Consider the following 25,744-nt stretch of genomic DNA (forward strand, 5'->3'; position numbering starts at 1 on the left):
CTTATTTGGGACGCTTCGCGCCGTATTTCGAACGACGTTGCTTACGGTCTTTGACGCCTTGGGTATCCAGAACACCGCGCAGGATGTGGTAACGGACACCGGGAAGGTCTTTTACACGGCCGCCACGGATCAGAACAACCGAGTGTTCCTGCAGGTTGTGGCTTTCACCGGGGATGTACGAGATGACCTCGAACCCGTTGGTCAGGCGCACCTTGGCAACCTTACGCATAGCCGAGTTCGGCTTTTTCGGTGTGGTGGTGTAAACACGTGTACAGACGCCGCGTTTTTGCGGGCACTGCTCCAGGTGCATGGACTTCGAGCGTTTTACTTTCGGCTGCCGCGGCTTGCGGATCAGCTGTTGGATCGTTGGCATTCCGGTTATATCCCCGTTTTGCAACACACATGACATGCACGCGCATTGCGTGCGGTTAAATTCGCTGCACTTATGCGTCCACAAGCGCAAAACCCGCGAGCGTTCCCATTCCGAGGTGAACGTCGCGGTTTGTTATCAGAGGGCGCGAACGATAAAAGTGTCCGGGCCTTGACCAGTTCATTACTGGAATCGGTTATGGGGCGGCCCCCGCACCGAGATGTGCGCGTAATAGGGAGAGTCGGGCCGAGTGTCAACAGCACATCAGCTGGCCTACCCGGCCAACCTGATTGCACTGACTTATCAAGGCGGGCCCTAAGTTTCCAGCACCTTCGCCAGTTGCAGCCCATCTGCGACATCGGCATAGTCACAACAGAGATCTGCCAGTGGATAAATCATGCAAGTCATCGGCCTCTGCCGCTTTTCCTATCCCGCAATTGGCGGCTACCAAGTCCAACATGAAACCATCGAAGCGCGGCGGAGCTATTTGTACAGTCCCGCGCGATTGCAAGAACGGTTTCGCTTGTTTGAATCCTCTACCCTGCCCTGTATTCGAGAACAGACCGACGAAGAATTCGAGTTTCTGATCGTGATCGGAAATTGCCTCCCGAAAGAGCACTGTGAACGGCTCAGGGATCTGACCACTGATATCAAGCAGATCCGAATACTCGAGCGAGAGCCCGCCCAACATCGGGCGGTGATGAGAGAAATCCTCAATTCATCCCGCAACAACCCTGACCAACCCTGTCTTCAATTCCGCCATGACGACGATGACGCCGTGTCAGTCGACTTTGTCGAAAGGCTACGTATTGCCGCCCATGACAGCCGTGGGGTAATCGAGCGTAACAGGACTGTGGGCATCGACTTCAACAACGGGTTTCTTGCGCGGTTCGAGCCGGATGGCGTGCGCGCGAAACCGATCTTCAATTCGCTTCTTGGTGTAGGCTTGGGCATGTACATCGCCGGAAACTGCTCGCAAACGATCATGAGTTTCGCGCACAACAGGATCGGCCGCTTCATGCCCGTGGTCAGCTTTCCCGACGCCCCGATGTGGGTGCGGGCCTTGAACAGCTTCAACGATTCTCATCATGCGCGCAACGACACCCGAGAGTTGCCGCTTTTGTCATCGGAAGCCGAAAGCGAATTTATCGCGCGCTTTGCCATCGATCAGAACACGGTCCGAAAGGTTCATTCCACAGGCTAACGTGACCGTTCCCGCACCAAAGTGAACAGACCAGCCCCTACAATCAACACGGCCCCCAGCATCGTCAGATTGTCAGGCCATTCGCCAAATATGCCCCAGCCCAGACCCAAGGCCCAGATCAGGCTGGAGTACCGGAACGGTGCCACGAATCCGACGTCACCTTGGCGCATCACCATGACGCTGAACGAATACCCCATCAAAACAAACACCCCCGCCGCAGCCACCAGCGCCCCCGTTGTGACAGAAACCGGCACCCAACCCTCGAACACCGAAGCAACCGCTGCAGCCAGCGCAATTGACACGGATGTTGCAAGTGTCACGACCATCGAAGGGACGTCTGCAGACATGCGACGGGTAATCAGATCCCGAGCGGTCACAGATGCCACCGCGATGAGTGCATAAATCGAATAAACGCTGAATCCGTCGGGGCCCGGTCTGACGATCAACAACATGCCCGCAAACCCCAGCGTGATCGCCAAGACGCGACGCCAACCGATGTGTTCCGAGAAAAGCAACGCCGCGCCCAGGGTGACCGTCAAGGGCAGCGCCTGAAGAACAGCCGTCACGTTGGCCAGAGGCATATTTTTCAATGCCGTGAGGAAAAAGAACGTCGCAGACAGTTCAGCGATACAACGCATTGCAACCAACCACTTGTCATAGCGCGGAAAGTTCAGGTGCAGCGCACCCAAGGAACGCGCCAGGAAATAGACAAGGACAACCGCCAGAATCCCTCGGATTGCGACCAACTGGAAAAGCGGCAGGTCTTGCAGTGCGATTTTCACCAACGTGTCGTTCAAGGTGAAGGCAGCCATGCTGCCCATCATCAACAGCGCGCCCTTGGTATTTGGTGTCATGGCGAGTGGGTCCGAAACAACGATGTCGACGCATTGGTCTTACAAGCTGAAGAGATGTCAATCTCCGCGAGGTCAAGCAAAGAAAGTTTCACACGCTCTCGAGATGAAAATCGGCAATCATTCAGAGGTCTTTGCGGTGGAACCCAAAGCGGTTAACCAGAATGGGTATCATCCGAGAAGACCGCGATACGTCGCAGTTTTCGCCGTATCCACTCAAAGTCAGGTATGTGGACAAAGCTGCCATTGTAAATTCAACCTAAAATTTCGCTCGAATATCGAAGAGCTTTGTGGTCCTTTCTCTAATGGCACTCTTCAAGTGGAGCGAGAAATATGAAATTTGACTATGGCCAAAGTGTCCAGATTTTTGAGACCGCCCCGGCGAAATTCCTAGAATTCGGGAGCGTTGGCTCAGTCTGCGGCGTGGATCAAATAGAGACCCAAAAGCGCTCAGCCGAGTTTGATGCGCCGATTGGCACACCTGTTTACCTAATCGAGGCTCCATGCGGAAATGCCATCGAGGTGCCCGAAATACACTTAGCCTTGTTGTAGGTTTGGGCTCAATCCGGTCATCCGACGTTTTCGCTAGGACATTGAGCCGGTTCTGGCGACCTCAAGGTTCGCTGAGCAGACAGAGCGGACATTTATCCTCAATGAATGTCGTTCTGGTGTGCAGGAACTCTTGGCAAATCTATCGCCAAGGAACTGACCCATTTACACTCGTGGCCGTTACGCGCAGCAATGATCCGGTCTTCAACATGACTTGCCTCCCAAACAGCAACGCATTCCAATCCAAGGCACTCGCTCAGAAGCGCTGGCCGTTCCCAGCCTTGCTCCGAAAAGTCTGAATGATAAAGCGAAAGAGCCCCGGAAATACTGTCCTGCTTGAAACGATAATCTTCCTTCATCACATCGATTCGAGGCTCAACCCGGCCAACTTTCAGCCAAAAACCTCTGCTAATAACGTCACGATAGACAAAGGACTTGAACAACATCCGTAGGTGAACCAAATCTTCGATTGCCGGGCGTTCTGAGAAATATCCCTCAAATACCGCGACAAAATACTCTTCCCCAAGTTGCCCATATGCCCAACAGTTTTCAGCTATTGGAATCTCAATTAATGCCCCAGCTTGCCAGCTCTGCCGTTTTGTAGGTTGGCCTCTTTGTGCTCGTAGTAAGTTATTCGTGCCCATGCTTCGTGCATCGCACGCTGAGCACCTATTCTCAATGTCAAAGAAGGGCTCGAAGCAGCCCTTCCAAGCGGCAGTTGCAGCGAAATAGGAACCGCACGACTTGATAGTCAGCAAAAAAAGGCCCCGCAAAAATGCGGGGCCTGATCATTTGGTATCAGAGTGTGCTTACTCGCGGCTTTCCGGGGTTTCCACCAGAACATCCAGTTCGTCTCCGACCATGTCGTCATCCATAACCGGCGCAGCCAGAGCAGCGGCCGCTTCGGCCTCTTCCCGGCGTGCTTCGATCACCACGTTGTCACGCGACTGAGCGACCCGCTGTACGCTTTGTGTCGCACCACCGGTACCGGCCGGGATCAGACGGCCGACGATGACGTTCTCTTTCAGGCCAACCAGCTTGTCTTTCTTGCCCTGAACCGAAGCTTCGGTCAGAACCCGGGTGGTTTCCTGGAACGACGCCGCCGAGATGAACGAACGCGTCTGCAGCGAGGCTTTGGTAATCCCCAGCAGGATCGGCTCACCCTGTGCCGGGCGACCGCCACGTGCGAGGGTCTTTTCGTTGGCCGCATCAAACTCTTGCTTGTCGACATGTTCGCCTTTCAGCAAGGTCGAGTCGCCCGAGTCCAGGATCTCCCACTTCTGCAGCATCTGGCGCACGATGACCTCGATGTGCTTGTCGTTGATCTTCACGCCCTGAAGACGATAAACATCCTGCACTTCGTCGATCATGTAATCCGCCAGCGCTTCGACACCCATGATGGACAGGATGTCATGCGGGGCCGGGTTACCGTCCATCAGGTATTCACCCTTCTGGATAAAGTCGCCTTCCGCGACCGGGATATGTTTGCCCTTGGGCACCATATACTCAATCGTTTCCATCGACTCATCCGCCGGCTCGATGCTGATGCGGCGCTTGTTCTTGTAGTCGCGGCCAAAGCGCACGTAACCATCGGCTTCTGCGATGATCGCGTGATCTTTTGGACGACGGGCTTCAAACAGTTCGGCCACACGTGGCAGACCACCGGTGATGTCCTTGGTCTTGGCGCCTTCACGCGGGATACGCGCAACGACTTCACCAGCCTCGATTTTTTCACCGTCTTCGATCGACAGGATCGCATCCACCGACATCGGATAGTGAACCGGGTTGCCCGCATCATTGCGGACCGGCTCGCCATCTTCACCAACGAGAATGATCTCGGGCTTGAGGTCGCTGCCTTTGGGGGCGGCGCGCCAGTCGATCACGATCTTCTGGGTCATGCCGGTTGCATCGTCGGTCTCATCCCGGACAGCAATGCCTGACACAAGGTCAACATATTTCGCGGTACCGGCTTTTTCAGCGATGATCGGCAGGGTGTAGGGGTCCCATTCGTACAGCTTGTCGCCACGAGCCACCTTGGCGCCGTCTTTGACAAACAGCTTGGAGCCGTAGCCCAGCTTGTGGCTGGCACGCTCTTCGCCATGTTCGTCGCTGATCACCAGCTTCATGTTCCGGCCCATCACCAGGCTTTCACCTGCCGAGTTGACCAGAATCTGCGGGTTTTCGAACGACACAACACCGTCCTGGCTAGCTTCCTGGAAGGACTGCTGACCACCCTGGGCAACACCGCCGATGTGGAAGGTCCGCATCGTCAGCTGTGTACCAGGTTCACCAATGGACTGGGCGGCGATGATGCCGACCGCTTCACCAGTGTTAACCCGTGTACCGCGTGCAAGGTCACGACCGTAGCACGTGGCGCAGACGCCCTCTTCAGACTCACAGGTCAGCGGCGAGCGGATGCGCATGGATGCAACACCAGCTTCGTCGATGGTGTCAGCCATACGCTCGTCGATCAGTTGACCGGCGGCGACCAGAACTTCATCCGTACCTGGACGCAGAACATCATCGGCAGAGACACGGCCCAGCACACGTTCCGCCAGCGACGAGACAACTTCGCCATCGTTGACGGCCGCTTCGGCTGTGATCGCACGCTCGGTACCACAATCGATCTCGCGAACGATGCAGTCCTGCGCCACGTCCACAAGACGACGGGTCAGGTAACCCGAGTTCGCCGTCTTCAGAGCGGTATCCGACAGACCCTTACGGGCACCGTGGGTCGAGTTGAAGTACTCAAGAACGGTCAGACCTTCCTTGAAGTTCGAGATGATCGGCGTCTCGATGATGTCGCCATTCGGCTTCGCCATCAGGCCGCGCATCCCGCCCAGCTGCTTCATCTGAGTGACCGAGCCACGCGCACCGGAGTGCGCCATCATATAGACCGAGTTCGGTTCCTGTTCGGACCCATCCGCTGCCCGCTCCGAAGACGAGATCGTGCCCATCATCGCATCAGTGACGCGGTCGTTACACTTCGACCAGGCATCGACAACTTTGTTGTACTTTTCGCCCTGAGTGATCAGGCCGTCCATGTACTGCTGTTCAAAGTCCTTCACCTGACTGCGGGTCTCATCAACGATGCCCCACTTGTCACCCGGGATCACCATGTCGTCCTTGCCGAACGAAATACCGGCCTTGAACGCTTCTTTGAAGCCCATCGACATGATCTGGTCACAGAAGATCACCGACTCTTTCTGACCGCAATAACGGTAGACGGTGTCGATCACCTGCTGCACTTCTTTCTTCCGCAGCAGACGGTTGACCAGCTCGAACGGGGCCTTGTTGTTCATTGGCAGCAGCGCACCTAGGCGCAGACGGCCCGGAGTGGTCTCAAACCGCTGTTGAACTTCGTTGCCTTCGCCGTCGATCTGCGCGATCCGCGCGGTGATCTTGGTGTGCAAATGCACTTCACCGGCGTCCAGCGCGTGCTGAACTTCTTCGATCGAACCAAAGACCTTGCCTTCGCCGATCATGCCTTCGCGTTCCAGCGTCACGTAGTAGAGACCCAGGATCATATCCTGCGATGGAACAATGATCGGCGCGCCGTTTGCAGGTGACAGAACGTTGTTCGTCGACATCATCAGAACACGCGCTTCCAGCTGGGCCTCAAGGCTCAGCGGGACGTGAACAGCCATCTGGTCACCGTCGAAGTCGGCGTTAAAGGCCGAACAGACCAGCGGGTGCAGCTGGATGGCTTTACCTTCGATCAGGACCGGCTCGAACGCCTGAATGCCAAGACGGTGCAGCGTTGGCGCACGGTTCAGCATGACAGGGTGTTCGCGGATCACCTCGTCGAGGATATCCCACACTTCGGGGCGCTCTTTCTCGACCAGTTTCTTCGCCTGTTTGACAGTCGAAGACAGACCTTTGGCTTCGAGGCGCGAGTAGATGAACGGCTTGAACAGTTCCAGCGCCATCTTCTTGGGCAGACCACACTGGTGCAGCTTAAGCTCCGGACCGGTCACAATCACCGAACGGCCTGAGAAGTCGACGCGTTTGCCCAGAAGGTTCTGACGGAAGCGGCCCTGCTTGCCTTTCAGCATGTCCGACAGCGATTTCAGCGGACGCTTGTTGGCGCCGGTGATCACGCGGCCACGACGGCCGTTGTCGAACAGAGCATCCACGGATTCCTGCAACATCCGCTTTTCGTTGCGGACGATGATGTCAGGCGCGCGCAGTTCGATCAGGCGCTTCAGACGGTTGTTCCGGTTGATGACGCGGCGATACAGATCGTTCAGATCCGAGGTCGCGAAACGACCACCATCCAGCGGTACCAACGGACGTAGCTCTGGCGGGATGACCGGAATAACCGTCATCACCATCCACTCAGGCCGGTTGCCCGACTCGAGGAAGCTTTCGACTACCTTCAGACGCTTGATGATCTTCTTAGGCTTCAATTCGCCTGTTGCTTCGGCCAGATCAGCGCGCAGCTGCTCGGCTTCGGCTTCCAGATCGATCTGGGCCAGCATCTCACGAATGGCTTCGGCACCGATGTTCGCAGTGAACGCGTCCATGCCATAGGCATCCTGCGCGTCCATGTACTCTTCTTCATTCAACATCTGGCCATAAGACAGGTCGGTCAGACCGGGCTCGATGACGACATAGTTTTCAAAGTACAGAACACGTTCCAGATCGCGCAGCGTCATATCCAGCATCAGGCCGATGCGCGACGGCAGCGACTTCAGGAACCAGATGTGCGCGACCGGCGCGGCCAGCTCAATGTGGCCCATACGTTCACGGCGAACTTTCTGCAGCGTGACTTCCACACCGCATTTCTCGCAGACAACGCCGCGATACTTCATCCGCTTATATTTGCCGCACAGACATTCGTAATCTTTGATCGGGCCAAAGATACGCGCGCAGAACAGGCCGTCACGTTCGGGCTTGAACGTCCGGTAGTTGATGGTTTCGGGTTTCTTGATCTCGCCATAGGACCAAGACAGAATCCGCTCTGGCGACGCCAACGAGACCTTGATCTCGTCGAAAACCTTGGGCGGCGTCAGCGGGTTGAACGGGTTGTTGGTGATTTCCTGGTTCATTTTGCGTCCTTACAAATTGGGATGGGATGAGTTTGGGGCGTTGCCGCCCCTACTCTTCCTCCGCATCCAGGAGTTCCATATTCAGGCCGAGGCCACGGACTTCTTTCACCAGAACGTTGAACGATTCCGGTACGCCCGCTTCAAAGTTATCCTCGCCCTTGACGATCGACTCATAGACCTTGGTCCGGCCGGCGACGTCATCCGATTTCACGGTGAGCATCTCCTGCAGGGTGTAGGCTGCGCCGTAGGCTTCCAGAGCCCAGACTTCCATCTCACCAAAGCGCTGACCACCGAACTGCGCCTTACCACCCAGCGGCTGCTGGGTAACCAGGCTGTACGGCCCGGTCGAACGCGCGTGGATTTTGTCATCCACCAGGTGGTGCAGTTTCAGCAGGTACTTGATGCCAACGGTGACCGGACGCGCGAATTGCTCACCCGTACGACCGTCGAACAGAACCGACTGACCGCTTTCCGAGAAGCCCGCACGCACCAGCGCATCGTTGACGTCAGCCTCTTTGGCACCGTCAAAGACCGGGGTCGCGATCGGGACACCGCGGGTCACGTTGCCCGCCGCCTCGATCAGATGACCTTCGTCCATGCCGGCAATGCCTTCTTCATAGACATTCTCGCCATAGGCCAGCTTCATCGCTTCGCGAACCGGGGTCAGGTCGCCGGAACGGCGGTATTCACCCAGTGCCTCGTCGATGTTCAGACCCAGACCGCGTGCGGCCCAACCCATGTGGGTTTCAAGGATCTGACCAACGTTCATACGCGAAGGCACACCCAGCGGGTTCAGACAGAAGTCAACCGGCGTACCATCGGCCAGGAACGGCATGTCTTCCATCGGAACAACCTTGGAAATCACACCTTTGTTCCCGTGACGACCGGCCATCTTGTCGCCCGGCTGCAGCTTACGCTTCACGGCGATGAAGACTTTGACCATCTTCATCACACCCGGCGGCAGGTCGTCACCACGACGGACTTTTTCGACCTTGTCTTCGAAACGGGCGTCCAGGGCGCGCTTGAGCACTTCGTACTGCTCGTTCAGAGCCTCTACGATCTGGGCGTCCTTCTCGTCTTCCAACGCCAGCTGCCACCACTGACCACGGGTCAGCATGTCCAGCAATTCCTCGGTGATCACCGACCCTGCCTTGACACCTTTCGGGCCTTTGACAGCGGTTTTACCCAGGATCAGACCTTGCAGACGCGCATAGATGTTGCGGTCAAGGATCGCCAGCTCGTCATCCCGGTCACGGGCCAGACGTTCGACTTCCTCACGCTCGATCTGCAGCGCACGCTCGTCTTTCTCGACGCCGTGACGGTTGAAGACGCGGACTTCCACGACCGTACCGTAATCACCCGGCTTCACGCGCAGCGAGGTGTCGCGCACGTCAGATGCTTTTTCACCAAAGATGGCGCGCAGCAGCTTTTCTTCCGGGGTCATCGGGCTTTCGCCCTTCGGAGTGATCTTGCCGACCAGAATATCGCCCGGTTCAACATCCGCGCCGATGTAAACGATGCCAGCCTCGTCGAGGTTGCGCAGCGCTTCTTCACCGACGTTCGGGATGTCGCGGGTGATCTCTTCCGGGCCCAGCTTCGTGTCACGAGCGGCGACTTCGAATTCCTCGATATGGACCGAGGTAAAGACGTCATCACGCGCGATACGTTCCGAGATCAGGATCGAGTCTTCGTAGTTGTAACCGTTCCACGGCATGAACGCGACGACCACGTTCTTACCCAGTGCCAGTTCACCGATATCGGTGGACGGACCATCGGCGACAACCTCGCCTTTCGTGACGGTGTCACCCACTTTCACCAGCGGACGCTGGTTGATGCAGGTGTTCTGGTTCGACCGCTGGAATTTGCGCAGACGGTAGATGTCAACGCCAGCGTCGCCCAGTTCCAGATCTTCAGTAGCACGGATAACGATACGCTGGGCATCGACCTGGTCGATGATACCGGCACGTTTCGCCTGAATCGCAGCGCCTGAGTCGATGGCCACCTTTTCCTCGATCCCGGTGCCGACCAGCGGCGCCTCGGCCCGCAGCAGCGGAACCGCCTGACGTTGCATGTTCGAGCCCATCAGAGCGCGGTTGGCGTCGTCATTTTCAAGGAACGGGATCAGCGATGCAGCAACCGATACCAACTGTTTCGGGCTGACGTCGATCAGGTCCACATTCTCGCGCGGGGCAAGGGTGTAGTCGCCGGACTGACGGGTCGAAACCAGATCGTTGATGAACTTGCCATCCGCATCCAGTGTCGCGTTCGCCTGCGCCACAGTGTGACGCATTTCCTCGGTCGCGGACATGTAGTGAACCTCATCGGTCACCTCGGCGTCTTTGACGACGCGGTATGGTGTTTCGATGAAGCCATACTTGTTCACGCGGGCAAAGGTGGCCAGCGAGTTGATCAGACCGATGTTCGGGCCTTCCGGCGTTTCAATCGGGCACATCCGGCCATAGTGGGTCGGGTGTACGTCGCGCACCTCAAAGCCCGCACGCTCTCGCGTCAGACCACCGGGGCCAAGCGCCGAGAGACGACGTTTGTGGGTGACTTCCGACAGCGGGTTGGTCTGGTCCATGAACTGCGACAGCTGCGACGAACCGAAGAATTCGCGAACAGCAGCTGCAGCCGGTTTCGCGTTGATCAGGTCCTGCGGCATGACAGTGTCGATCTCGACCGACGACATACGCTCTTTGATCGCGCGCTCCATGCGCAACAGGCCAACACGGTACTGATTTTCCATCAGTTCGCCGACCGAACGCACACGACGGTTGCCGAGGTGGTCGATATCGTCGATGTCGCCTTTGCCATCGCGCAGTTCAACCAGTGCCTTGATGCAGGCCACGATATCTTCGCGACGCAGGGTGCGCAGCGTATCCGGCGCATCCAGAGCAAGACGCATGTTCATCTTCACGCGACCAACGGCCGACAGATCATAGCGCTCGCTGTCGAAGAACAGCGTTTCGAACAAAGCCGAGGCCGCTTCGACGGTGGGCGGCTCGCCCGGACGCATGACGCGGTAGATGTCCATTAGCGCGGTGTCGCGGCCCATGTTCTTGTCTGCGGCCATGGTGTTGCGCATGTAGGGGCCGACATTGACGTTATCGATATCCAGAACCGGGATATCGGTGACGCCCGCATCGATCAGTTCTTTCGCAGAACCACCGATAAGGTCGCCGTCTTTGTCGTATTCCAGCGTCAACTCATCACCGGCTTCGACATAGATCGCGCCAGTTTCTTCGTTGATGATGTCCTTGGCGACAAATTTACCGACTATATGATCGAACGGCACCAACAGGTTGGTGACAGTGCCCTCTTCGATCAGTTTCTTGACAGCGCGAGGCGTAACTTTCTTGCCTGCTTCTGCAATCACCTCACCGGATTTTGCATCAACCAGATCATAGGTCGGGCGCGTGCCACGTACACGATCGGGGAAGAACGGCGTGACCCAGCCCTTCTTCTTGTCCAGCTTGTAAGACACCGTGTTGTAGTAGGCGTCCATGATTGCTTCCTGGTCCAGACCCAGCGCATACAGCAGGGTTGTCACAGGCAATTTGCGGCGACGGTCGATGCGGGCGAAGACGATGTCCTTGGCGTCGAACTCAAAGTCCAGCCAGCTGCCGCGATACGGGATGATGCGGCAGGCAAACAAAAGCTTGCCCGAAGAATGCGTTTTGCCTTTGTCATGGTCAAAGAACACACCGGGCGAACGGTGCATCTGGGACACGATCACACGCTCGGTGCCGTTCACGACGAAGGTACCGTTCGGCGTCATCAGGGGCATGTCGCCCATGAACACGTCCTGTTCCTTGATGTCCTTGACCGACTTGGCGCCGGTGTCCTCATCAACATCAAACACGATCAGACGCAGAGTGACCTTCAGCGGTGCGCTATAGGTCATGTCGCGCTGCATGCATTCTTCGACGTCGTATTTGGGTTTTTCCAGATCGTATTTCACGAACTCCAGAACGGAGGTTTCGTTGAAATCCTTGATCGGGAAAACCGACTGAAACACGCCTTTGATGCCTTCGCCGTCTGTGGGCTGTTCTGCATCGCCGGAGCGCAGGAATAGATCATAAGAAGATTTCTGGACCTCAATGAGGTTCGGCATCTCCAGCACTTCGCGGATTTTGCCGTAATATTTCCGAAGACGTTTCTGGCCAAGGAACGATTGAGCCATGTCAGATGTCACCTTTCGATGTTCTCAGCGGGCTAAGACACCGTCGGGCCCCGGCGCCTTGCACATTAGAGACGACACGTCCGGATCAATTCGTGGCCACCGTCCCGAATGGTGGCCTCCCGATCCGCGAACCGCGTCTTAGAAAACACCCCAGCACCAGAGGCCCTTTCTAAGACAGGTTCGGCTGGACCCGGATTTCACCGGATCCAGCCAAAATTTGCGGCACATCAGCGATGCACCTGTCGAATGGCTTAGGCCAGCTCGACTTCGGCGCCAGCTGCTTCCAGCTTGCCTTTGACTTCTTCGGCTTCGTCTTTCGACACGCCTTCTTTGATCTTGCCGCCAGCTTCGACCAGCTCTTTGGCTTCTTTCAGGCCAAGACCGGTGATGCCGCGAACTTCTTTGATCACGTTGATTTTCGAAGCGCCGGCGTTCTTCAGAACGACGTCGAATTCGGTTTTTTCTTCCTCGGCTGCGCCACCGGCGTCGCCGCCTGCTGCAACCATTACGGCGCCTCCAGCTGCGGGCTCGATGCCGTATTCGTCTTTGAGGATGGTTTTCAGTTCTTGTGCTTCCAGCAGGGTCAGACCCACGATGCTTTCTGCGAGTGCTTTCAGATCAGCCATTGTATCAGCTCTTTCCGTTTACAGTGTGTGTTCCAACGTCAGGGTATTTACCCTACGCAGATCATTCAGTGCCAACCGCTTACGCAGCTTCCGCCTTCTCTTCGATGGTGGAAAGGATGCTTGCGATGTTGCTTGCAGGTGCGCCAATCGCGCCGGCGATGTTCGAGGCAGGTGCGCCAATGCAGCCCACGATCGAAGCAATAAGCTCCTCGCGAGACGGCATTTTCGAAACTGTTTCGACGCCTTTGCGGTCCAGAGCGTTCTCGCCCATTGCACCGCCAAGGATTTCGAACTTTTGGTTCTCCTTGGCGAAGTCCTCGGCCACTTTGGCTGCTGCCACAGGGTCCTCGGAATAGGTCAGAACGGTCATACCCGTCAGCAGGTCAGCAATGCTTTCACATGGCTTTCCGTCGAGGGCGATTTTGGCGAGCCTGTTCTTGGCAACACGCACGGCACCACCCGCGTCACGAGCACGTGCGCGAAGGTCCTGCATCTCGGCAACTGTCAGACCGGCGTAGTGCGAAACCACTACGACGCCAGAGCTTTCGAAGATTTGGCCGAGTTCCTCGACCACTTTCTCTTTCTGGGCTCTATCCACAGTTCTCTCCAAGTTTGGGGTGATATTTCACCCCGGCTCATATTTGCCGCGGCTTACGCCCCGGCGTTCAGGTCCGTTGTTACGGGATTGAGCCAAAATTCGCCCGAGGGTGGGACCCTCGAAATTCTTTGGTCTTACCCGTCTCAGGCAGGGAATTAAGGGGCCGAATGGACCCACCCACCGTCTTGGACGAAACAAAATAAAGCGCACGACGAATCGTACGCTTTACTCCGCAGTTCTCTTTAGGGCAGACGCGCGGGGTTTCCAAGGGGTAAATTGCCTCGACCGGGTCTTTCAGCCAGGCTTCGCCAACAAAGGCTCGCGCACACCATAAGCACCTCTTGGTTTGGACCCATTGACACCGGTTACCGGCTCGGGTCCAGTCGAGCCGGACTGGTACTCTGACCCGGAATATGTGGTTTCCAACCGAAATGTTCAACCTAACTGAAAGCGAACAGGCCTTAGCATCCGAATTCGTGGGCGAGTTTTCGTGTCGGCTTCCAGCTGATGGTGCGCCACAATTCGAGTGTTGCTATAGATCTCACGGCTTTCCAAACTCCAGGATGGTTCTAAAAGTTCAGTCGGGCACGCGAACCTATGCGTTGAAGATCGATACCGAGTCTCCTGCCTCTGGGCGGCTTAAAGACGAATTTGATCTGCTGACGAAGCTTTCCACCTACTTTGGCGGCAACAAAACATCACAGGTTGTGCACCCGATTTATTTGTCGCCCGGAAACGCCTTTTTCGTCACCGAATTCATCGATCGGCCAACAGCCGTTGACCTGATCTACAACAGCACAAATGACGATCAGGTTGCCCAGGTTTTTCGCCGCGCAGGGTCATGGCTAAATGATCTGCACGGATTTCGACCTGCTGAGGACTACGCTTTTCGACCAAAATGGATGACCGACAGCATTCAAGATCTGTACCAATCCCTTCCGCCGGAGCTTGCAGAAGAAAGCCAGCGGATGGTCAACTCCGTGCTGGCCGAAGCAGAACGTCTAAAGGGCGTCCCTGATATTCGGGTTTTTTCGCATGGCGATTTTCACGGCCTCAATCTGATCGTCGGACAAGGCCAAACGATCGGGCTGGATTTCACTGAAGCGCGTGACAAACTCGCAGTCTATGACATCGTCGACTTTCTGAAATCCGATATCTTTCGGGATGGCGCCGGCGCCGATGTGGACCGCAGCGGCATCCTCAAACGCAACAAAGAGATGTTCTTTAGGCTGTACTGCCACCCCATCAACATCGAAATTCTGGATTTCTGTATCCGAGGACGCCTGTTGAAAGACTGGCTGCGCCTATGCCAGCCGGATCACACGTGCAGCGACTTTGAGGACCACATGCGTACACGGCTCGAAATTCGACTTAAGCAAGCCTTTCGGTAGAAAACCCAAAAAAGAAAAACCCGGGCAGTTCGCACCACCCGGGTCTAATTCTATCATAGCTAGAGCTAGAGCTTATTCGCCCGAAGCAGTCGCCACGTCCAAAGTCACACCGGGGCCCATGGTTGAGCTCAGCGCGATTTTCTTCATGTAGGTGCCCTTGGCACCTGCTGGTTTGGCTTTGGCCACGGCCGAGATAAAGGCACGAACGTTTTCGACCAGCTTGGCTTCGTCGAACGACGCTTTGCCAACACCGGCGTGCACAACGCCACCTTTTTCCGCCTTGAACTGAACTTCACCACCTTTGGCTGCTTCCACGGCTGCTTTCACATCCATGGTCACGGTGCCAACTTTGGGGTTCGGCATCAGGTTGCGGGGGCCCAGAACTTTACCCAGACGGCCAACAACAGGCATCATGTCCGGGGTCGCGATGCAGCGATCGAATTCGATGGTGCCGCCCTGAACGGTTTCCATCAGATCCTCTGCACCAACGATATCCGCGCCAGCTTCTTTCGCTTCGTCAGCCTTGGGGCCGCGAGCAAAAACAGCAACGCGCATCGCTTTGCCTGTGCCGTTAGGCAGACCAACAACGCCACGAACCATCTGGTCTGCGTGCCGCGTGTCGACGCCCAGGTTCAGAGCAATCTCGACGGTTTCGTCAAACTTCGAAGTTGCGTGGGCCTTAACCAGTGCAACCGCTTCTTCAACCGACAGTTCTGTCTTGCCAGCGAAAGCTTCGCGCGCAGTGCGCGTACGTTTACCGAGTTTTGCCATCTTACTTCACCTCGATGCCCATAGAGCGGGCCGAGCCCAGGATGATCTGCATTGCGCCTTCGACGTCGTTGGCGTTCAGATCCTTCATTTTGGCTTCGGCGATTTCACGCACCTGCTTAGAGGTCACGGATGCCACGGTCTCACGACCCGGGTTTTCCGCGCCACGGGGGCGATTCCGCTTGCCAACCGGCTTCAGACCAGCCGCTTTTTTCAGGTAATAAGACGCAGGCGGCGTCTTGATGTCCATGGTGAAGGACTTGTCCTGATAATAGGTGATCACGGTCGGGCAAGGTGCGCCCTGCTCCATGTCTGCGGTCTTGGCGTTGAACGCCTTGCAGAATTCCATGATGTTGATGCCGCGCTGACCCAGCGCCGGACCAACTGGCGGCGACGGGTTCGCCTGACCTGCAGGAACCTGCAGTTTCATTGTACCAGCAAGCTTCTTGGCCATTTGGTTTTCCTTTCAACGTAGGTAGGACGCGTCCCACCCGATTTATGTTGCGTGGTCCAATCCGGGATCGCGATCCCTGCAATCTCCCACGAGAGAATCTCGCCCGAAGACGATAGGGGGCCATTACATAGGAACGGAGGGGTTGGCAAGTGGCTGGCCCAATAATCCGAAACGACCGCTTAGGTGCCCAAAGTACTTGTCCAAATCAAAAGGCCAAGGCTAGGCTTGGTAAATGACAACTTGATTTTGGGATTGTTGATTTGGACAAGCGAAATGGATTTTGAGGGCAAGGTAGCGGTCATCACTGGTGCTGGGAGTGGCATTGGCAAAGGCATTGCTCGTGTGTGCTCAGAGGCGGGAATGAAACTGGTCTTAGCTGGCTACAATTCCGAACCACTCCAAGCGCTGTCTGCGGAGTTGAGCGACACCGAAACGCTCTGTGTGCCTACAGATGTTTCTCAATTGGACCAGGTTGAGGCTCTTGCGACATCCACGTCGGAAAGGTTTGGCCAGGTCGATTTCCTGTTCAACAACGCTGGTGTTGGACCAACAGGTCGGACACAGGACACTTCGATGGAGGATTGGCGCTGGACGTTGTCGGTCAATCTCTGGGGGCCGATCAACGGCGTGCAGGTTTTCTTACCGATTATGGAGCGGCAAGGGTTTGGCCACATAAATAGTACTGCATCCGAATCCGGGCTGTACGGGACCAGCCATCTTGCCGCCTATAATGTTTCAAAGTTTGGTGTTGTAGGGTTGATGCAAAGCCTTGAGCGGGATCTGCGGTCTGCAAATTCCCCGCTGTCAGCTTCGGTGTTTTGCCCAAGTGCCGTAAAAACGGAAATATTGGATAGCATGCGTAACAGAACACCTGAATCTGTTGCCAAGCATCAGGAGACAGAAGAGGCGCGCCAATTCGCTGCAATGATCAAGCCAGTCATCGCAAATGGAATGGACCCCAAAGAAGCTAGTCGTATCGTCCTAACGTCAATTGCCGATGGCAAGTTCTGGATTTTTTCGCACCCTCATGTCCCTGATACAGCCATGGAACAAGCCGTCGCAATGGTAGCAGACCAGACCCTGACGAGCCTTTGATAGTTATGCAAATGTCTTTGGATTGATCAATTGAATGGGAATGGCAAAAAGGTCCGTTAAGCAGACATAATAAAACGCCACGTTGCATGTAGCATCGCGGCGTTTCAAAATTCGCTGAGAAGCTTCTTAGCTCTGCTTGGTAACCTGAACAAAATCCAGCTCGACCGGGGTTTCCCGACCGAAGATCGACACCGAAACCTTCAGTTTCTGGTTGTCGTCGTCCACGCCTTCAACCATGCCGTCGAAATCCTCGAACGGGCCGTCGTTGACCTTGACCTTCTCGCCGACCTCAAAGCTGATCAGCAGCTTGGGCGCGTCTTCGCCCTCCTGGACACGGTTGAGGATCTGGTTGACCTCGGCATCGCGCATCGGCATCGGACGACCTTGCGGGCCAAGAAACCCGGTGACCCGGTTGATCGAGTTAACCAGGTGATAGCCCTGATCGGACATTTCCATATGCACCAGCACATAACCGGGCATAAAGCGGCGTTCGGTCGTGACTTTCTTACCCCGGCGCACTTCGATCACCTCTTCGGTGGGCACCAGAACCTCGTCGATATCGTCCTCAAGGCCCTGTTCAGCCACCGACGTGCGGATCTGCTCTGCGATCTTCTTTTCGAAATTCGAAAGAACGCTGACCGAGTACCACCGTTTCGCCATGAACCTGTCGTCCTTGTTTGCCTTAGGCCGCATCACATTTTCGGACGCAGCCTGAATTAAAATCCTATCGCGGAGCCACCGCGTCGTTCGGAATAAAAAGCGGCGCGCAGTCCGAATCGCCGCACGCCTATCCCAAAAGGTACCGCGTCACCTACTCTGACATCGCGCACTGTGCAAGAGGGCAGAGGCAATTGCATTGCAATTTCAGCAGCGTTTTGGCCCCGAAAGATCCGCCTTATCCGAAGGAGGTCAGGATCAGCTGCAGACCACCACGAATACCCAGATCAACCAGCGCGAAGAACACAGCCGTCAAAGCTGCCATGATGAACACCATAACCGTGGTCAACAGCACCTCGCGCCGCGTGGGCCAGACGACCTTTGCAACTTCGGCACGGACTTGCTGAATGAACTGGATCGGGTTGGTGGTAGCCATTTGGCGTTATCTCTCTGCTAGCGGATGGGCGGGACATAGCCGGGCATTGCGGCAATTTCAAGGGCAGTTGGATCAACTCTGATTTTTGGAGCCGCCCTGGTCAGGGCTTGGGTTTATCGTCCCATTCATCGCTCAGGATCCGGCGCGCGTCTCCTTCAGGATCTTCGTACTGGTTCGAACGCACGGTATAGACAAATGCAACCAGACCAACTCCGCCCAGAAACAATGAAATCGGGATCAGATAGGCGAGAACGTCCATTCACATCACCTCAACCGCAGCGCGTTCAAAGACACCGTAATCGATGAGGTCGACATCGCCAAGGCCGCGATCAAGGGCGTCGCCAGGCCAGCCACGGCCAGTGGCACGGCGATCACGTTATAGACGGTCGCGATCCGGAAGTTCTCGCGAATGCGCCGGGTGGCTTTGACTGCTGTGTCACAGGCATCTGCAATGGGCGACAAATCGTTGCCCAGCAGCACGATATCTGATGCAACCCGCGCTGCATCCAATGCTGAGGCCGGAGAGATTGAAACATGGGCTGCCGCCAGTGCAGCGGTATCGTTCAGACCGTCGCCCACCATCAGCACGCGATGGCCATGACTGCCCAGTTCCTGAATGCGTTGGGCCTTATCCTGTGGCAAGGCTTCGGCCATCCACGTCTCGATCCCCAGCCTATCAGCCATTATACGCACGGCACCTTGCGAGTCACCAGAGATCAGAATGACGTCTTTGCCTGTGGACCGAAACGCCCGAACCGCGTCAACCGCGCCTTGACGTAAAGCATCCGAGAACTGGAAAGCCACGGGAGCCTTGTCGCCGATTGCCAACCAGGCGAAGGTTTCCACACCTTGTTCACCTCCCACCCAGGCAGCGCGCCCCAGACGTACCCGTTGACCATGCAATTCACCTTCGGTTCCGTACCCTGGAATCTCAGTGATCTCGCGCAGATCGGCAGGTTTTACCCCCGCCGCACGGGCCGCTTTGGCCAACGCTGCGGACAACGGATGTGCCGAGGCTTCGGCCAGTGCAAGTGCGACTTCAAGATCCTCGCGGGAATGCGCGCCCAGATTCGTTAGCTCCGGCGTCCCTGACGTGAGCGTACCTGTCTTGTCGAAAACAACCGTGTCCACTTCGGACAATCGTTCCAGCGCAGTAGCATGTTTGATCAGCATCCCCTTGCGAAACAACCGGCCCGAGGCTGCCGTTGTGACCGCAGGCACCGCTAGACCCAGTGCGCAGGGACAGGTGATTATCAAAACCGCCGCGGCGATATTCAGCGCCGTGCGTAGATCGCCTGAGTAGATGAGCCACCCCACAAAGCTGAGCGCTGACAGGATGTGAACGCCCGGCGCGTAAAGCTTGGCAGCCTTGTCTGCCAGCGACGTGTATCGCGACCGACCGGATTCGGCGATGGCCACCAGGTCAGCCATGCGATGCAATGAGGTGTCTTCGCCTACCGCTGTCGCGCGGATCGTCAGAGGCCCTGTCAGGTTAACCTCGCCCGCACTAACAGAGTGGCCGATTTCAGCAAACACAGGCAGGGTTTCACCGGTCAATAACGAGCGATCCAATTCGGACCGGCCGGAAACGATTTGACCATCGACAGGCATCCGCCCCCCCGGGCGCACCAGGATCAGGTCGCCCAAGTTCAACGTGGCGACGGCGACTTCTTTTTCGACCCCATCCATTACACGAATGGCGCGGGGAACCTCCAGCGCTGTCAATTCTTCGGCAGCAGACCGCGCTGCGGCCCGTGTGCGATAATCCAAATAGCGCCCAGCCAACAAAAAGAAGGTCAGGGTCAAAGCAGCATCAAAATATGCATGCTCGCCACTAAGCGCGGTTTCCCAAAGTGATGTGATCAACGCCAGCAGAATGGCCAGCACAATTGGCACATCCATATTCAGTCGTCTGACGCGCAGTGCGCTCCAGGCGTTGGCAAAGAAAGGTTGCGCGGAAAAGGCAATCGCAGGCAAGGCAATCGCAGCCGAAATCCAGTGGAACATGTCGCGCGTTGCGTCGCTTGCCCCGGACCAGACCGAGACAGACAGCAACATCACATTCATTGAGGCGAACCCGGCAACTGCCAACCTCATCAATAAATCGCGCCCAGCCTTGTTGGTCTGCGTAGCCGCCAAAGCGCCGGGGTCCAATTCATGCGCCTCAAACCCCACACCTTCCAACACGGGGATCAAATCTGCGGCCGACGTCTCGGGCACAGCTTTGATCATGGCGCGTTTAAGCGTCAGGTTCACCCGCGCATCTTCGACACCGGGATGGGCATTCAGTTCTCGTTCAACCGTCGCAATGCAGGCCGAACAATGAATACCCGGCAGAGACAAGGCGATTTGCACATCTTCCGGAATGGGGCGGGCAGGCTCTGGCGGCGTGGCAATGCAACCCGGACAAGCCGCAGTACCGGAAGAAAGGTGCGCTGTCACAGCCCCTACCCTTTCACATAAAACGGAACGCGCTGCGCAAACTCTGCGCCGTCGCTGTCGCGCGCCACCAACCGGACGTTCCAGTTTCCCTCACCCAATGTGGCGGGTGTGGCATAGGCCGTCCCGTCGAACGAAAAATCCGGTGTGAAATCGTCGCGCACATGGGTTGCGCGCCCGACTACAGCCTGAAGTTCGGCCACCTGAACCGGTGCACCACTTTGGTCCGTGATATGCAGGATCAACAGACCACCTTTGACCTCGGCCCGAATTTCCCAACCCAATGCCTGATGTTCTTTCAGTCGCGTGTTGAACTCCTGACTGGCCACGTAAGAATTCTTGACCTCAAGCCCCGGGAAGGTTTTGACCGCGCTGTAGGCCAGCACAAGGTTCACGCCAATAATCACGGTGAACGCCGCGACAAAAACCGCCAAAGCGTGTTTTCCGGTGAATTTTCGCTCAGCCATGATCAGTTCCCTCGTCCATTGAACGTGGTGTCCTTATAGGCGCGTTCACCGCTGCTCAGGTCTTCCACCCAGATCCGCACCGGCGTTGCATCAGCGCTTGCAGGCACCGTATCCTTGGAAGACACGATGTACACGCGGGTCAATTGTGCCGTATCCGCAGTGACGTTCACAGTGTCAATTTCCGTGCCCTCGATTGCCAGTTTCATCGCAGAATCGCCGGTCAGAGACAGCTTGAACAACCGATCCTCGCCATGCTTGTTGCGCAACCGAACGTCATATGTGTTGCGGATCGTGCCATCTGAAAGGGTTACGAAAGTTGGGTTTCGCACCGGCGCGACGGTCAGATCGATGTCCGAGCGGATGAACAAGGCAAACATCAGCGCAAAGCCAACCAGCGACCAAAGCGCGGTGTACATAACGGTGCGGGGGCGGAAGACATGTTTCCAAACGCTTCTGGGTGGCTCACCCGATCGTTCGTTGGTTTCGTCACTCAGCGCCATGTAGTCAACCAGACCCCGAGGTTTGCCAATCTTGGCCATCATGTCGTCGCACGCGTCGATACATAAGGCACACGTGATGCATTCCAGCTGCTGGCCATCCCGTATGTCGATGCCCACAGGACAGACATTCACGCAGGCCATGCAATCAATACAATCGCCCAGCTCAGAATCGGTCGTCCGCTTGCCTTTGCCACGAGGCTCGCCCCGCCATTCGCGATAACCAACGACCAGCGTGTCCTCATCCATCATTGCAGCCTGAATGCGCGGCCAGGGGCACGCATAGATACAAATCTGCTCACGAGCGAACCCGCCGAAGAAAAAGGTCGTTCCGGTCAGGATCAACATGGTTGTGTAGGCAACCGGATGCGCATTGCCGGTCACCAGATCCCGCGCCAGAGTTGGGGCATCGGCAAAATAGAATACCCACGCGCCACCCGTGGCCAGGCCGATCAGGAACCAGGATACCCATTTCGTCAGCCGAAGCCTTGCTTTGCGGAGATCCATTTTCTCCTGCCGTTGCAATCGCAACCGGGCATTTCGGTCACCTTCGATCCAGCGCTCGACCAGAATGAAAAGGTCGGTCCAGACGGTCTGCGGGCAGGCATATCCGCACCACACGCGACCAAGAGCCGAGGTGAACAGGAACAGGCCAAGACCCGCCATGATCAGCAGACCTGCCACAAAATAGAACTCGTGCGGCCAGATCTCGATCCAGAAAAAGTAAAACCGGCGGTTTGCCAAGTCCAGCAGGACTGCCTGATCCGGCAGGCTGGGGCCGCGATCCCACCTGATCCACGGTGTCACATAATAGATGCCCAGCGTAACCAGAAGTATGATCCATTTCAGATTGCGAAACGGACCGGATACGCGCCTTGGGAAAATGGGCTCTCGGGGGGCGTACAGGCTGGGTGCGGGATCGGAATCGCTCACTGGCTGGCTCCACTAATGGATGTTCTTGGAACGCTTCTTCCAGATCATGTGCTGGTAAACTTTGACATGGGTCAAAACGCGCATCAAACAAACATCTTTTAACACATTTCCCGTGCCTGATGTTTTAGCCATCTCACAAAGGTCTTCACGGCCGGTCTGACAGGCGTTTTACCAGTCAATACGTGGTATCCGCTGCCTTCCGACTCGGCATACAGTTCAATCAGCCGACCCGAGGCGATGTCCTGCTCGACGAAATGTCGCACGGTGGCCGTCACTCCCTGACCCGCGCGAAGCCCCTCCAGCAGCAAATTCCCCGGAAGAGAGATACTTCCGGCGCTGGGTCCGTGATCCACACCGCGTTTGGCCAGCCATGTCGTCGCCTCGGTTGTTCCGAATTCCTCTAGCCATGGCAGCTGGCCAAGATCTTCTGGAGTCCACGAAGTCTTGTCCCCCAGCAAACTGGGCGCTGCAACAATGACAAATGGCGTTTCAAGCAACATCTCGCCGTCGACCCCGGGCCAGCCGCCTACACCGTATCGGATTGCAACATCCACCCCGCCGGGGTTTAGCGTGACAAGGTGCGGGGTCGGATCGAGCGCCAGATTCACGTTAGGATGTTCCGCCTGAAAAGCCGGCAGGCGCGGCATCAACCAGAACGCCGCAAAGGATGCGGTCAGTGAAACATGAACCGGGCGTTCTTCGCCTGTCCGCATCAAATCCTCGACAGCGGTACCGATTGAACCAAACCCAAGTTGCAAAGCACGTGCCAGTTGCTGCCCTTCTGTGGTCAGCGACAACGACTTTCCAGTTCGGTCCAACAAGGCGACACCCATGTGCTTTTCCAAGGCGCGCAATTGTTGGCTTATTGCAGCATGGCTGACATTTAGCGCGGCCCCGGCCAAAACCACACCACCCTTTTCAGCAAAGGCTGAGAAGGCTCTGAGCGAAGCCAGCGGCGGTAGGTTGAGCCAATCCATATGTAATTTCCCCTTACATATAAGAATTGCAATTGAGTCGCATTTCTTGCCTCAAAGATCAATCCTGAAGCTGTTCCAATTCAATCAGAGGAGAGATCCGATGCTCTCGGTCTTTGCCAGAACTTTCATGAACGCCACCCAAATGCGTGGGCCTGATGACTATCACGCGCGGCGCAAGGACACCCCGCAAAAACGTTGGCTGCCGGATGCGCATTGGTGGAAAGAGGACATCCGTGACGGCAATGCTCCACGCCATTGAGGTGGGGCTGCGTACCTGTCTGGACCGGATCCGATCCGGCATGTAATCTGAAAAGTAGCACCGGCTGTTCTGGAAACGCGCGAACAGATGGAACAGCCGGTGCCCTAACCTCCGGGCGGAGCACCGCCCGGAGGTATTCCTGACCCGTTACTGACCGCCACCCAGTTGGTGGACATAGGCAGACACAGCGCGGATCTGTGCCTCGGTCAATCGGGTATCCCATGGAGGCATGATGCCAAAGCGGCTGTACTTGACCGTCTCGGTCAATGCCTCTTCGCTGCCACCATAAAGCCAGATAGCGTCTGTCAGGTTCGGTGCGCCCTGGAAGACATCGCCGGTGCCGTCTTCTCCGTGACAGGCTGAACAATTGTCTTCAAAGACGACTTTACCCGCCTGCGCGGCTGCATCATCGCTCTGCGCATTTGTCAGTGACATCACATATTGAACTACCTGAGTGATCTCTTCCGGCTCAAGGATCTCGCCGAAGGCAGGCATCTCGGAATAGCGCGTGTCGTCGCTTTCCTCACTGCGGATGCCATAGCTGACGGTGGTTACGATATCATCCAACGCACCGCCCCATAGCCAGGCGTCGTCCAACAGATTCGGAAAACCGGTTGCGCCTTGCGCGCCCGAGCCATGACACTGCGCGCACCACGTGCGGAATACGGCACCGCCCGAGTTTACCGCGTATTGTTGTAGCTCTGCGTCCTTGGCGATGTCATCCAACGGGGTTTCGACCAGCTTGGCATTCCACGGCGCGTTTGCCTCTTCAAAGGCGACCATTTCCTGCTGTACCAATTCGCGCGAGGACCACCCCAGAACACCTGCAGTTGCGGACTGTACCAGAGGCCATGCGGGATACATGATCGTATAGATGACGGCCCAGATGATGGTGACGTAGAAGGTCCACAACCACCAGCGTGGCATCGGGTTGTCGAATTCCTCGATTCCGTCCCAGGTGTGGCCAGTGGTGTTCGGATCACCCGGCTGTTTTTCAGGTGTCTTGCTCATTTACTCGCCTCCTTGGAATCGGCGGGTTTGTCTTGATGCCGGAACGGGATGTTGGCGGTGTCCTTGTATTCTTTGCTGGCGCCGGGGCGAAAAACCCAGATGACGATGCCAATGAAAAAGACGAACAACAGCAGCAACATCCAGCTATCCGCGAACTGCCTGAGGATTGTGTATTCTTCCATCACACCCTCCTTTAGCGATTTGCATCTGGGGTGAAGGTCGAGAAATCGACCAATGTACCCAGCATTTGCAGATAAGCGATCAGTGCGTCGGCCTCGGTCAACTCGGGCTGGCCGTCAAAGTTCCGCACGTTGACCTTTTCGCCATAGCGTTCCAGCAGACCGTCATAGTCGCTGTCCGGATCAGCCTGCGCACGGAAATCCGCCACCGCGCTTTCCAGCATCTCGTCGGTATATGGCGTACCGACCAGAGCGTTGGCAGCCATGACATCCCCAATGTATTTACCGTCAATTTTACGGTGCTCAAGGAAACCATATTTCGGCATCACCGATTCCGGCACCACCGATTGCGGATCACGCAGGTGATCAACCTGCCACTGGTCCGAATACCGCCCACCCACACGCGCCAGGTCGGGCCCGGTACGCTTGGAGCCCCATTGGAACGGATGATCATACATCGACTCAGCCGCCAGCGAGTAATGGCCATAGCGTTCGACCTCGTCCCGCATCGGACGGATCATCTGGCTGTGACAGACATAGCAGCCTTCACGGATGTAGATGTCACGTCCCGCCATTTCCAAGGGGGTGTAAGGGCGCATGCCCTCCACCTTCTCAATAGTGTTCTCAAGGTAGAACAACGGGGTGATCTGCACGATGCCACCGATGGTCACGACCAAAAAGCTGAAGATCAGCAAGAGGGTCGCGTTGGTCTCGAGGATCTTATGTTTGTCGAGAATTGCCATTGCTCC

At 56.4% G+C, this 25,744-nt stretch carries 23 protein-coding genes; 4 read left to right on the forward strand and 19 right to left on the reverse strand.

The genetic code is table 11. The annotated features are described in order from the left end of the window. Nucleotide 1: 1 nt before the first annotated feature. Nucleotides 2-373, reverse strand: coding sequence for a 30S ribosomal protein S12 (gene rpsL / locus D9K61_RS14600; protein ID WP_005621086.1), 372 nt, complete (start codon nucleotides 371-373; stop codon nucleotides 2-4). Between the two features lie 394 nt (nucleotides 374-767). On the opposite strand from rpsL, the gene D9K61_RS14605 reads away from it, so the two are divergent. Beyond that, nucleotides 768-1,574, forward strand: a complete 807-nt coding sequence (locus tag D9K61_RS14605; RefSeq protein WP_120633930.1) for a putative rhamnosyl transferase — start codon at nucleotides 768-770, stop codon at nucleotides 1,572-1,574. On the opposite strand, the gene D9K61_RS14610 is transcribed toward D9K61_RS14605, so the two are convergent. The 6 genes from D9K61_RS14610 to rplJ all read right to left on the reverse strand — a co-directional run bounded on the left by D9K61_RS14610 (nucleotide 1,571) and on the right by rplJ (nucleotide 13,432). Further along, nucleotides 1,571-2,428, reverse strand: coding sequence for a DMT family transporter (locus D9K61_RS14610; protein WP_120633931.1), 858 nt, complete (start codon nucleotides 2,426-2,428; stop codon nucleotides 1,571-1,573). The two genes, D9K61_RS14605 and D9K61_RS14610, sit on opposite strands and share 4 nt — an antisense overlap. Nucleotides 2,429-3,075: 647 nt before the next feature. After that, nucleotides 3,076-3,618, reverse strand: coding sequence for a hypothetical protein (locus D9K61_RS14620; protein ID WP_120633933.1), 543 nt, complete (start codon nucleotides 3,616-3,618; stop codon nucleotides 3,076-3,078). 165 nt (nucleotides 3,619-3,783) lie between these two features. Beyond that, nucleotides 3,784-8,025, reverse strand: coding sequence for a DNA-directed RNA polymerase subunit beta' (gene rpoC / locus D9K61_RS14625; RefSeq protein WP_120633934.1), 4,242 nt, complete (start codon nucleotides 8,023-8,025; stop codon nucleotides 3,784-3,786). A 49-nt stretch (nucleotides 8,026-8,074) separates the two neighbouring features. Beyond that, a complete protein-coding gene (gene rpoB / locus D9K61_RS14630) occupies nucleotides 8,075-12,208 on the reverse strand; it encodes a DNA-directed RNA polymerase subunit beta (protein WP_120633935.1) in 4,134 nt (1,377 codons plus the stop codon). Between the two features lie 251 nt (nucleotides 12,209-12,459). Continuing rightward, nucleotides 12,460-12,834, reverse strand: a complete 375-nt coding sequence (rplL, locus tag D9K61_RS14635) for a 50S ribosomal protein L7/L12 (RefSeq protein ID WP_010441182.1) — start codon at nucleotides 12,832-12,834, stop codon at nucleotides 12,460-12,462. 79 nt (nucleotides 12,835-12,913) lie between these two features. Continuing rightward, on the reverse strand, nucleotides 12,914-13,432 hold the full coding sequence (rplJ, locus tag D9K61_RS14640; protein WP_120633936.1) for a 50S ribosomal protein L10: 519 nt from the start codon (nucleotides 13,430-13,432) through the stop codon (nucleotides 12,914-12,916). Nucleotides 13,433-13,995: 563 nt separating this feature from the next. On the opposite strand from rplJ, the gene D9K61_RS14645 reads away from it, so the two are divergent. Continuing rightward, nucleotides 13,996-14,823 (forward strand): aminoglycoside phosphotransferase family protein, encoded by an 828-nt coding sequence (locus D9K61_RS14645; RefSeq protein ID WP_162946913.1) that lies wholly within the window; start codon nucleotides 13,996-13,998, stop codon nucleotides 14,821-14,823. A 72-nt stretch (nucleotides 14,824-14,895) separates the two neighbouring features. On the opposite strand, the gene rplA is transcribed toward D9K61_RS14645, so the two are convergent. Together rplA and rplK are read right to left on the reverse strand one after the other, a co-directional pair. After that, nucleotides 14,896-15,594 (reverse strand): 50S ribosomal protein L1, encoded by a 699-nt coding sequence (gene rplA, locus D9K61_RS14650; protein WP_120633938.1) that lies wholly within the window; start codon nucleotides 15,592-15,594, stop codon nucleotides 14,896-14,898. Between the two features lies 1 nt (nucleotide 15,595). Further along, complete coding sequence (gene rplK / locus D9K61_RS14655) at nucleotides 15,596-16,045, reverse strand: 50S ribosomal protein L11 (protein WP_085823307.1); 450 nt, start codon at nucleotides 16,043-16,045, stop codon at nucleotides 15,596-15,598. 273 nt (nucleotides 16,046-16,318) lie between these two features. Here rplK and D9K61_RS14660 point away from each other — a divergent pair, with 273 nt between their 5' ends. Next, complete coding sequence (locus tag D9K61_RS14660; RefSeq protein WP_162946914.1) at nucleotides 16,319-17,140, forward strand: SDR family NAD(P)-dependent oxidoreductase; 822 nt, start codon at nucleotides 16,319-16,321, stop codon at nucleotides 17,138-17,140. A gap of 126 nt (nucleotides 17,141-17,266) precedes the next feature. On the opposite strand, the gene nusG is transcribed toward D9K61_RS14660, so the two are convergent. The 7 genes from nusG to D9K61_RS14695 all read right to left on the reverse strand — a co-directional run bounded on the left by nusG (nucleotide 17,267) and on the right by D9K61_RS14695 (nucleotide 23,546). Then, nucleotides 17,267-17,800 (reverse strand): transcription termination/antitermination protein NusG, encoded by a 534-nt coding sequence (gene nusG / locus D9K61_RS14665; protein WP_120633996.1) that lies wholly within the window; start codon nucleotides 17,798-17,800, stop codon nucleotides 17,267-17,269. Between the two features lie 235 nt (nucleotides 17,801-18,035). Further along, entirely contained in the window at nucleotides 18,036-18,233 is a 198-nt protein-coding gene (secE, locus tag D9K61_RS14670; protein WP_120633940.1) for a preprotein translocase subunit SecE, read from the reverse strand. 100 nt (nucleotides 18,234-18,333) lie between these two features. Beyond that, nucleotides 18,334-18,492, reverse strand: coding sequence for a cbb3-type cytochrome oxidase assembly protein CcoS (gene ccoS / locus D9K61_RS14675; RefSeq protein ID WP_120633941.1), 159 nt, complete (start codon nucleotides 18,490-18,492; stop codon nucleotides 18,334-18,336). 5 nt (nucleotides 18,493-18,497) lie between these two features. Then, nucleotides 18,498-20,675, reverse strand: coding sequence for a heavy metal translocating P-type ATPase (locus tag D9K61_RS14680; protein WP_120633942.1), 2,178 nt, complete (start codon nucleotides 20,673-20,675; stop codon nucleotides 18,498-18,500). A gap of 5 nt (nucleotides 20,676-20,680) precedes the next feature. Continuing rightward, nucleotides 20,681-21,139, reverse strand: a complete 459-nt coding sequence (locus D9K61_RS14685; protein ID WP_120633943.1) for a FixH family protein — start codon at nucleotides 21,137-21,139, stop codon at nucleotides 20,681-20,683. Between the two features lie 2 nt (nucleotides 21,140-21,141). Next, nucleotides 21,142-22,569 (reverse strand): cytochrome c oxidase accessory protein CcoG, encoded by a 1,428-nt coding sequence (gene ccoG / locus D9K61_RS14690; protein ID WP_120633944.1) that lies wholly within the window; start codon nucleotides 22,567-22,569, stop codon nucleotides 21,142-21,144. Nucleotides 22,570-22,667: 98 nt separating this feature from the next. Further along, on the reverse strand, nucleotides 22,668-23,546 hold the full coding sequence (locus D9K61_RS14695; RefSeq protein WP_120633945.1) for a LysR family transcriptional regulator: 879 nt from the start codon (nucleotides 23,544-23,546) through the stop codon (nucleotides 22,668-22,670). 127 nt (nucleotides 23,547-23,673) lie between these two features. On the opposite strand from D9K61_RS14695, the gene D9K61_RS27705 reads away from it, so the two are divergent. After that, nucleotides 23,674-23,805, forward strand: a complete 132-nt coding sequence (locus D9K61_RS27705; protein WP_256386756.1) for a hypothetical protein — start codon at nucleotides 23,674-23,676, stop codon at nucleotides 23,803-23,805. Nucleotides 23,806-23,952: 147 nt separating this feature from the next. On the opposite strand, the gene ccoP is transcribed toward D9K61_RS27705, so the two are convergent. Genes ccoP through ccoO form a run of 3 tightly spaced genes read right to left on the reverse strand, consistent with a single transcriptional unit; the run spans nucleotide 23,953 to nucleotide 25,738 of the window. Beyond that, the gene (gene ccoP, locus D9K61_RS14700; protein WP_120633946.1) at nucleotides 23,953-24,816 is read right to left on the reverse strand and encodes a cytochrome-c oxidase, cbb3-type subunit III; all 864 of its coding nucleotides are present in this window, start codon (nucleotides 24,814-24,816) and stop codon (nucleotides 23,953-23,955) included. Next, nucleotides 24,813-24,998, reverse strand: a complete 186-nt coding sequence (locus D9K61_RS14705) for a cbb3-type cytochrome c oxidase subunit 3 (protein ID WP_120633947.1) — start codon at nucleotides 24,996-24,998, stop codon at nucleotides 24,813-24,815. Before D9K61_RS14705 ends, ccoP begins: the two co-directional genes overlap by 4 nt. An 11-nt stretch (nucleotides 24,999-25,009) precedes the next feature. Next, nucleotides 25,010-25,738: a cytochrome-c oxidase, cbb3-type subunit II gene (ccoO, locus tag D9K61_RS14710; RefSeq protein ID WP_120633948.1), complete on the reverse strand. Its 729-nt coding sequence runs from the start codon at nucleotides 25,736-25,738 to the stop codon at nucleotides 25,010-25,012. Between the last annotated feature and the right edge of the window lie 6 nt (nucleotides 25,739-25,744).

Origin of the sequence: Ruegeria sp. EL01, assembly GCF_900313035.1 — a bacterium.
GTDB lineage: Bacteria > Pseudomonadota > Alphaproteobacteria > Rhodobacterales > Rhodobacteraceae > Ruegeria.

Coding starts and splice junctions, on each gene's coding strand:
- D9K61_RS14605 (WP_120633930.1), top strand. CDS start 768: ATGCAAGTCATCGGCCTCTGCCGCTTTTCCTATCCCGCAATTGGCGGC.
- rplK (WP_085823307.1), bottom strand. CDS start 16,045: ATGGCCAAGAAGCTTGCTGGTACAATGAAACTGCAGGTTCCTGCAGGT.
- ccoO (WP_120633948.1), bottom strand. CDS start 25,738: ATGGCAATTCTCGACAAACATAAGATCCTCGAGACCAACGCGACCCTC.
- rpoC (WP_120633934.1), bottom strand. CDS start 8,025: ATGAACCAGGAAATCACCAACAACCCGTTCAACCCGCTGACGCCGCCC.
- D9K61_RS14645 (WP_162946913.1), top strand. CDS start 13,996: ATGGTTCTAAAAGTTCAGTCGGGCACGCGAACCTATGCGTTGAAGATC.
- rpoB (WP_120633935.1), bottom strand. CDS start 12,208: ATGGCTCAATCGTTCCTTGGCCAGAAACGTCTTCGGAAATATTACGGC.
- nusG (WP_120633996.1), bottom strand. CDS start 17,800: ATGGCGAAACGGTGGTACTCGGTCAGCGTTCTTTCGAATTTCGAAAAG.
- D9K61_RS14695 (WP_120633945.1), bottom strand. CDS start 23,546: ATGGATTGGCTCAACCTACCGCCGCTGGCTTCGCTCAGAGCCTTCTCA.
- ccoS (WP_120633941.1), bottom strand. CDS start 18,492: ATGGACGTTCTCGCCTATCTGATCCCGATTTCATTGTTTCTGGGCGGA.
- D9K61_RS14610 (WP_120633931.1), bottom strand. CDS start 2,428: ATGACACCAAATACCAAGGGCGCGCTGTTGATGATGGGCAGCATGGCT.
- D9K61_RS14620 (WP_120633933.1), bottom strand. CDS start 3,618: ATGGGCACGAATAACTTACTACGAGCACAAAGAGGCCAACCTACAAAA.
- secE (WP_120633940.1), bottom strand. CDS start 18,233: ATGGCTACCACCAACCCGATCCAGTTCATTCAGCAAGTCCGTGCCGAA.
- ccoP (WP_120633946.1), bottom strand. CDS start 24,816: ATGAGCAAGACACCTGAAAAACAGCCGGGTGATCCGAACACCACTGGC.
- D9K61_RS14685 (WP_120633943.1), bottom strand. CDS start 21,139: ATGGCTGAGCGAAAATTCACCGGAAAACACGCTTTGGCGGTTTTTGTC.
- rpsL (WP_005621086.1), bottom strand. CDS start 373: ATGCCAACGATCCAACAGCTGATCCGCAAGCCGCGGCAGCCGAAAGTA.
- rplA (WP_120633938.1), bottom strand. CDS start 15,594: ATGGCAAAACTCGGTAAACGTACGCGCACTGCGCGCGAAGCTTTCGCT.
- D9K61_RS14705 (WP_120633947.1), bottom strand. CDS start 24,998: ATGGAAGAATACACAATCCTCAGGCAGTTCGCGGATAGCTGGATGTTG.
- D9K61_RS14660 (WP_162946914.1), top strand. CDS start 16,319: ATGGATTTTGAGGGCAAGGTAGCGGTCATCACTGGTGCTGGGAGTGGC.
- D9K61_RS27705 (WP_256386756.1), top strand. CDS start 23,674: ATGAACGCCACCCAAATGCGTGGGCCTGATGACTATCACGCGCGGCGC.
- rplL (WP_010441182.1), bottom strand. CDS start 12,834: ATGGCTGATCTGAAAGCACTCGCAGAAAGCATCGTGGGTCTGACCCTG.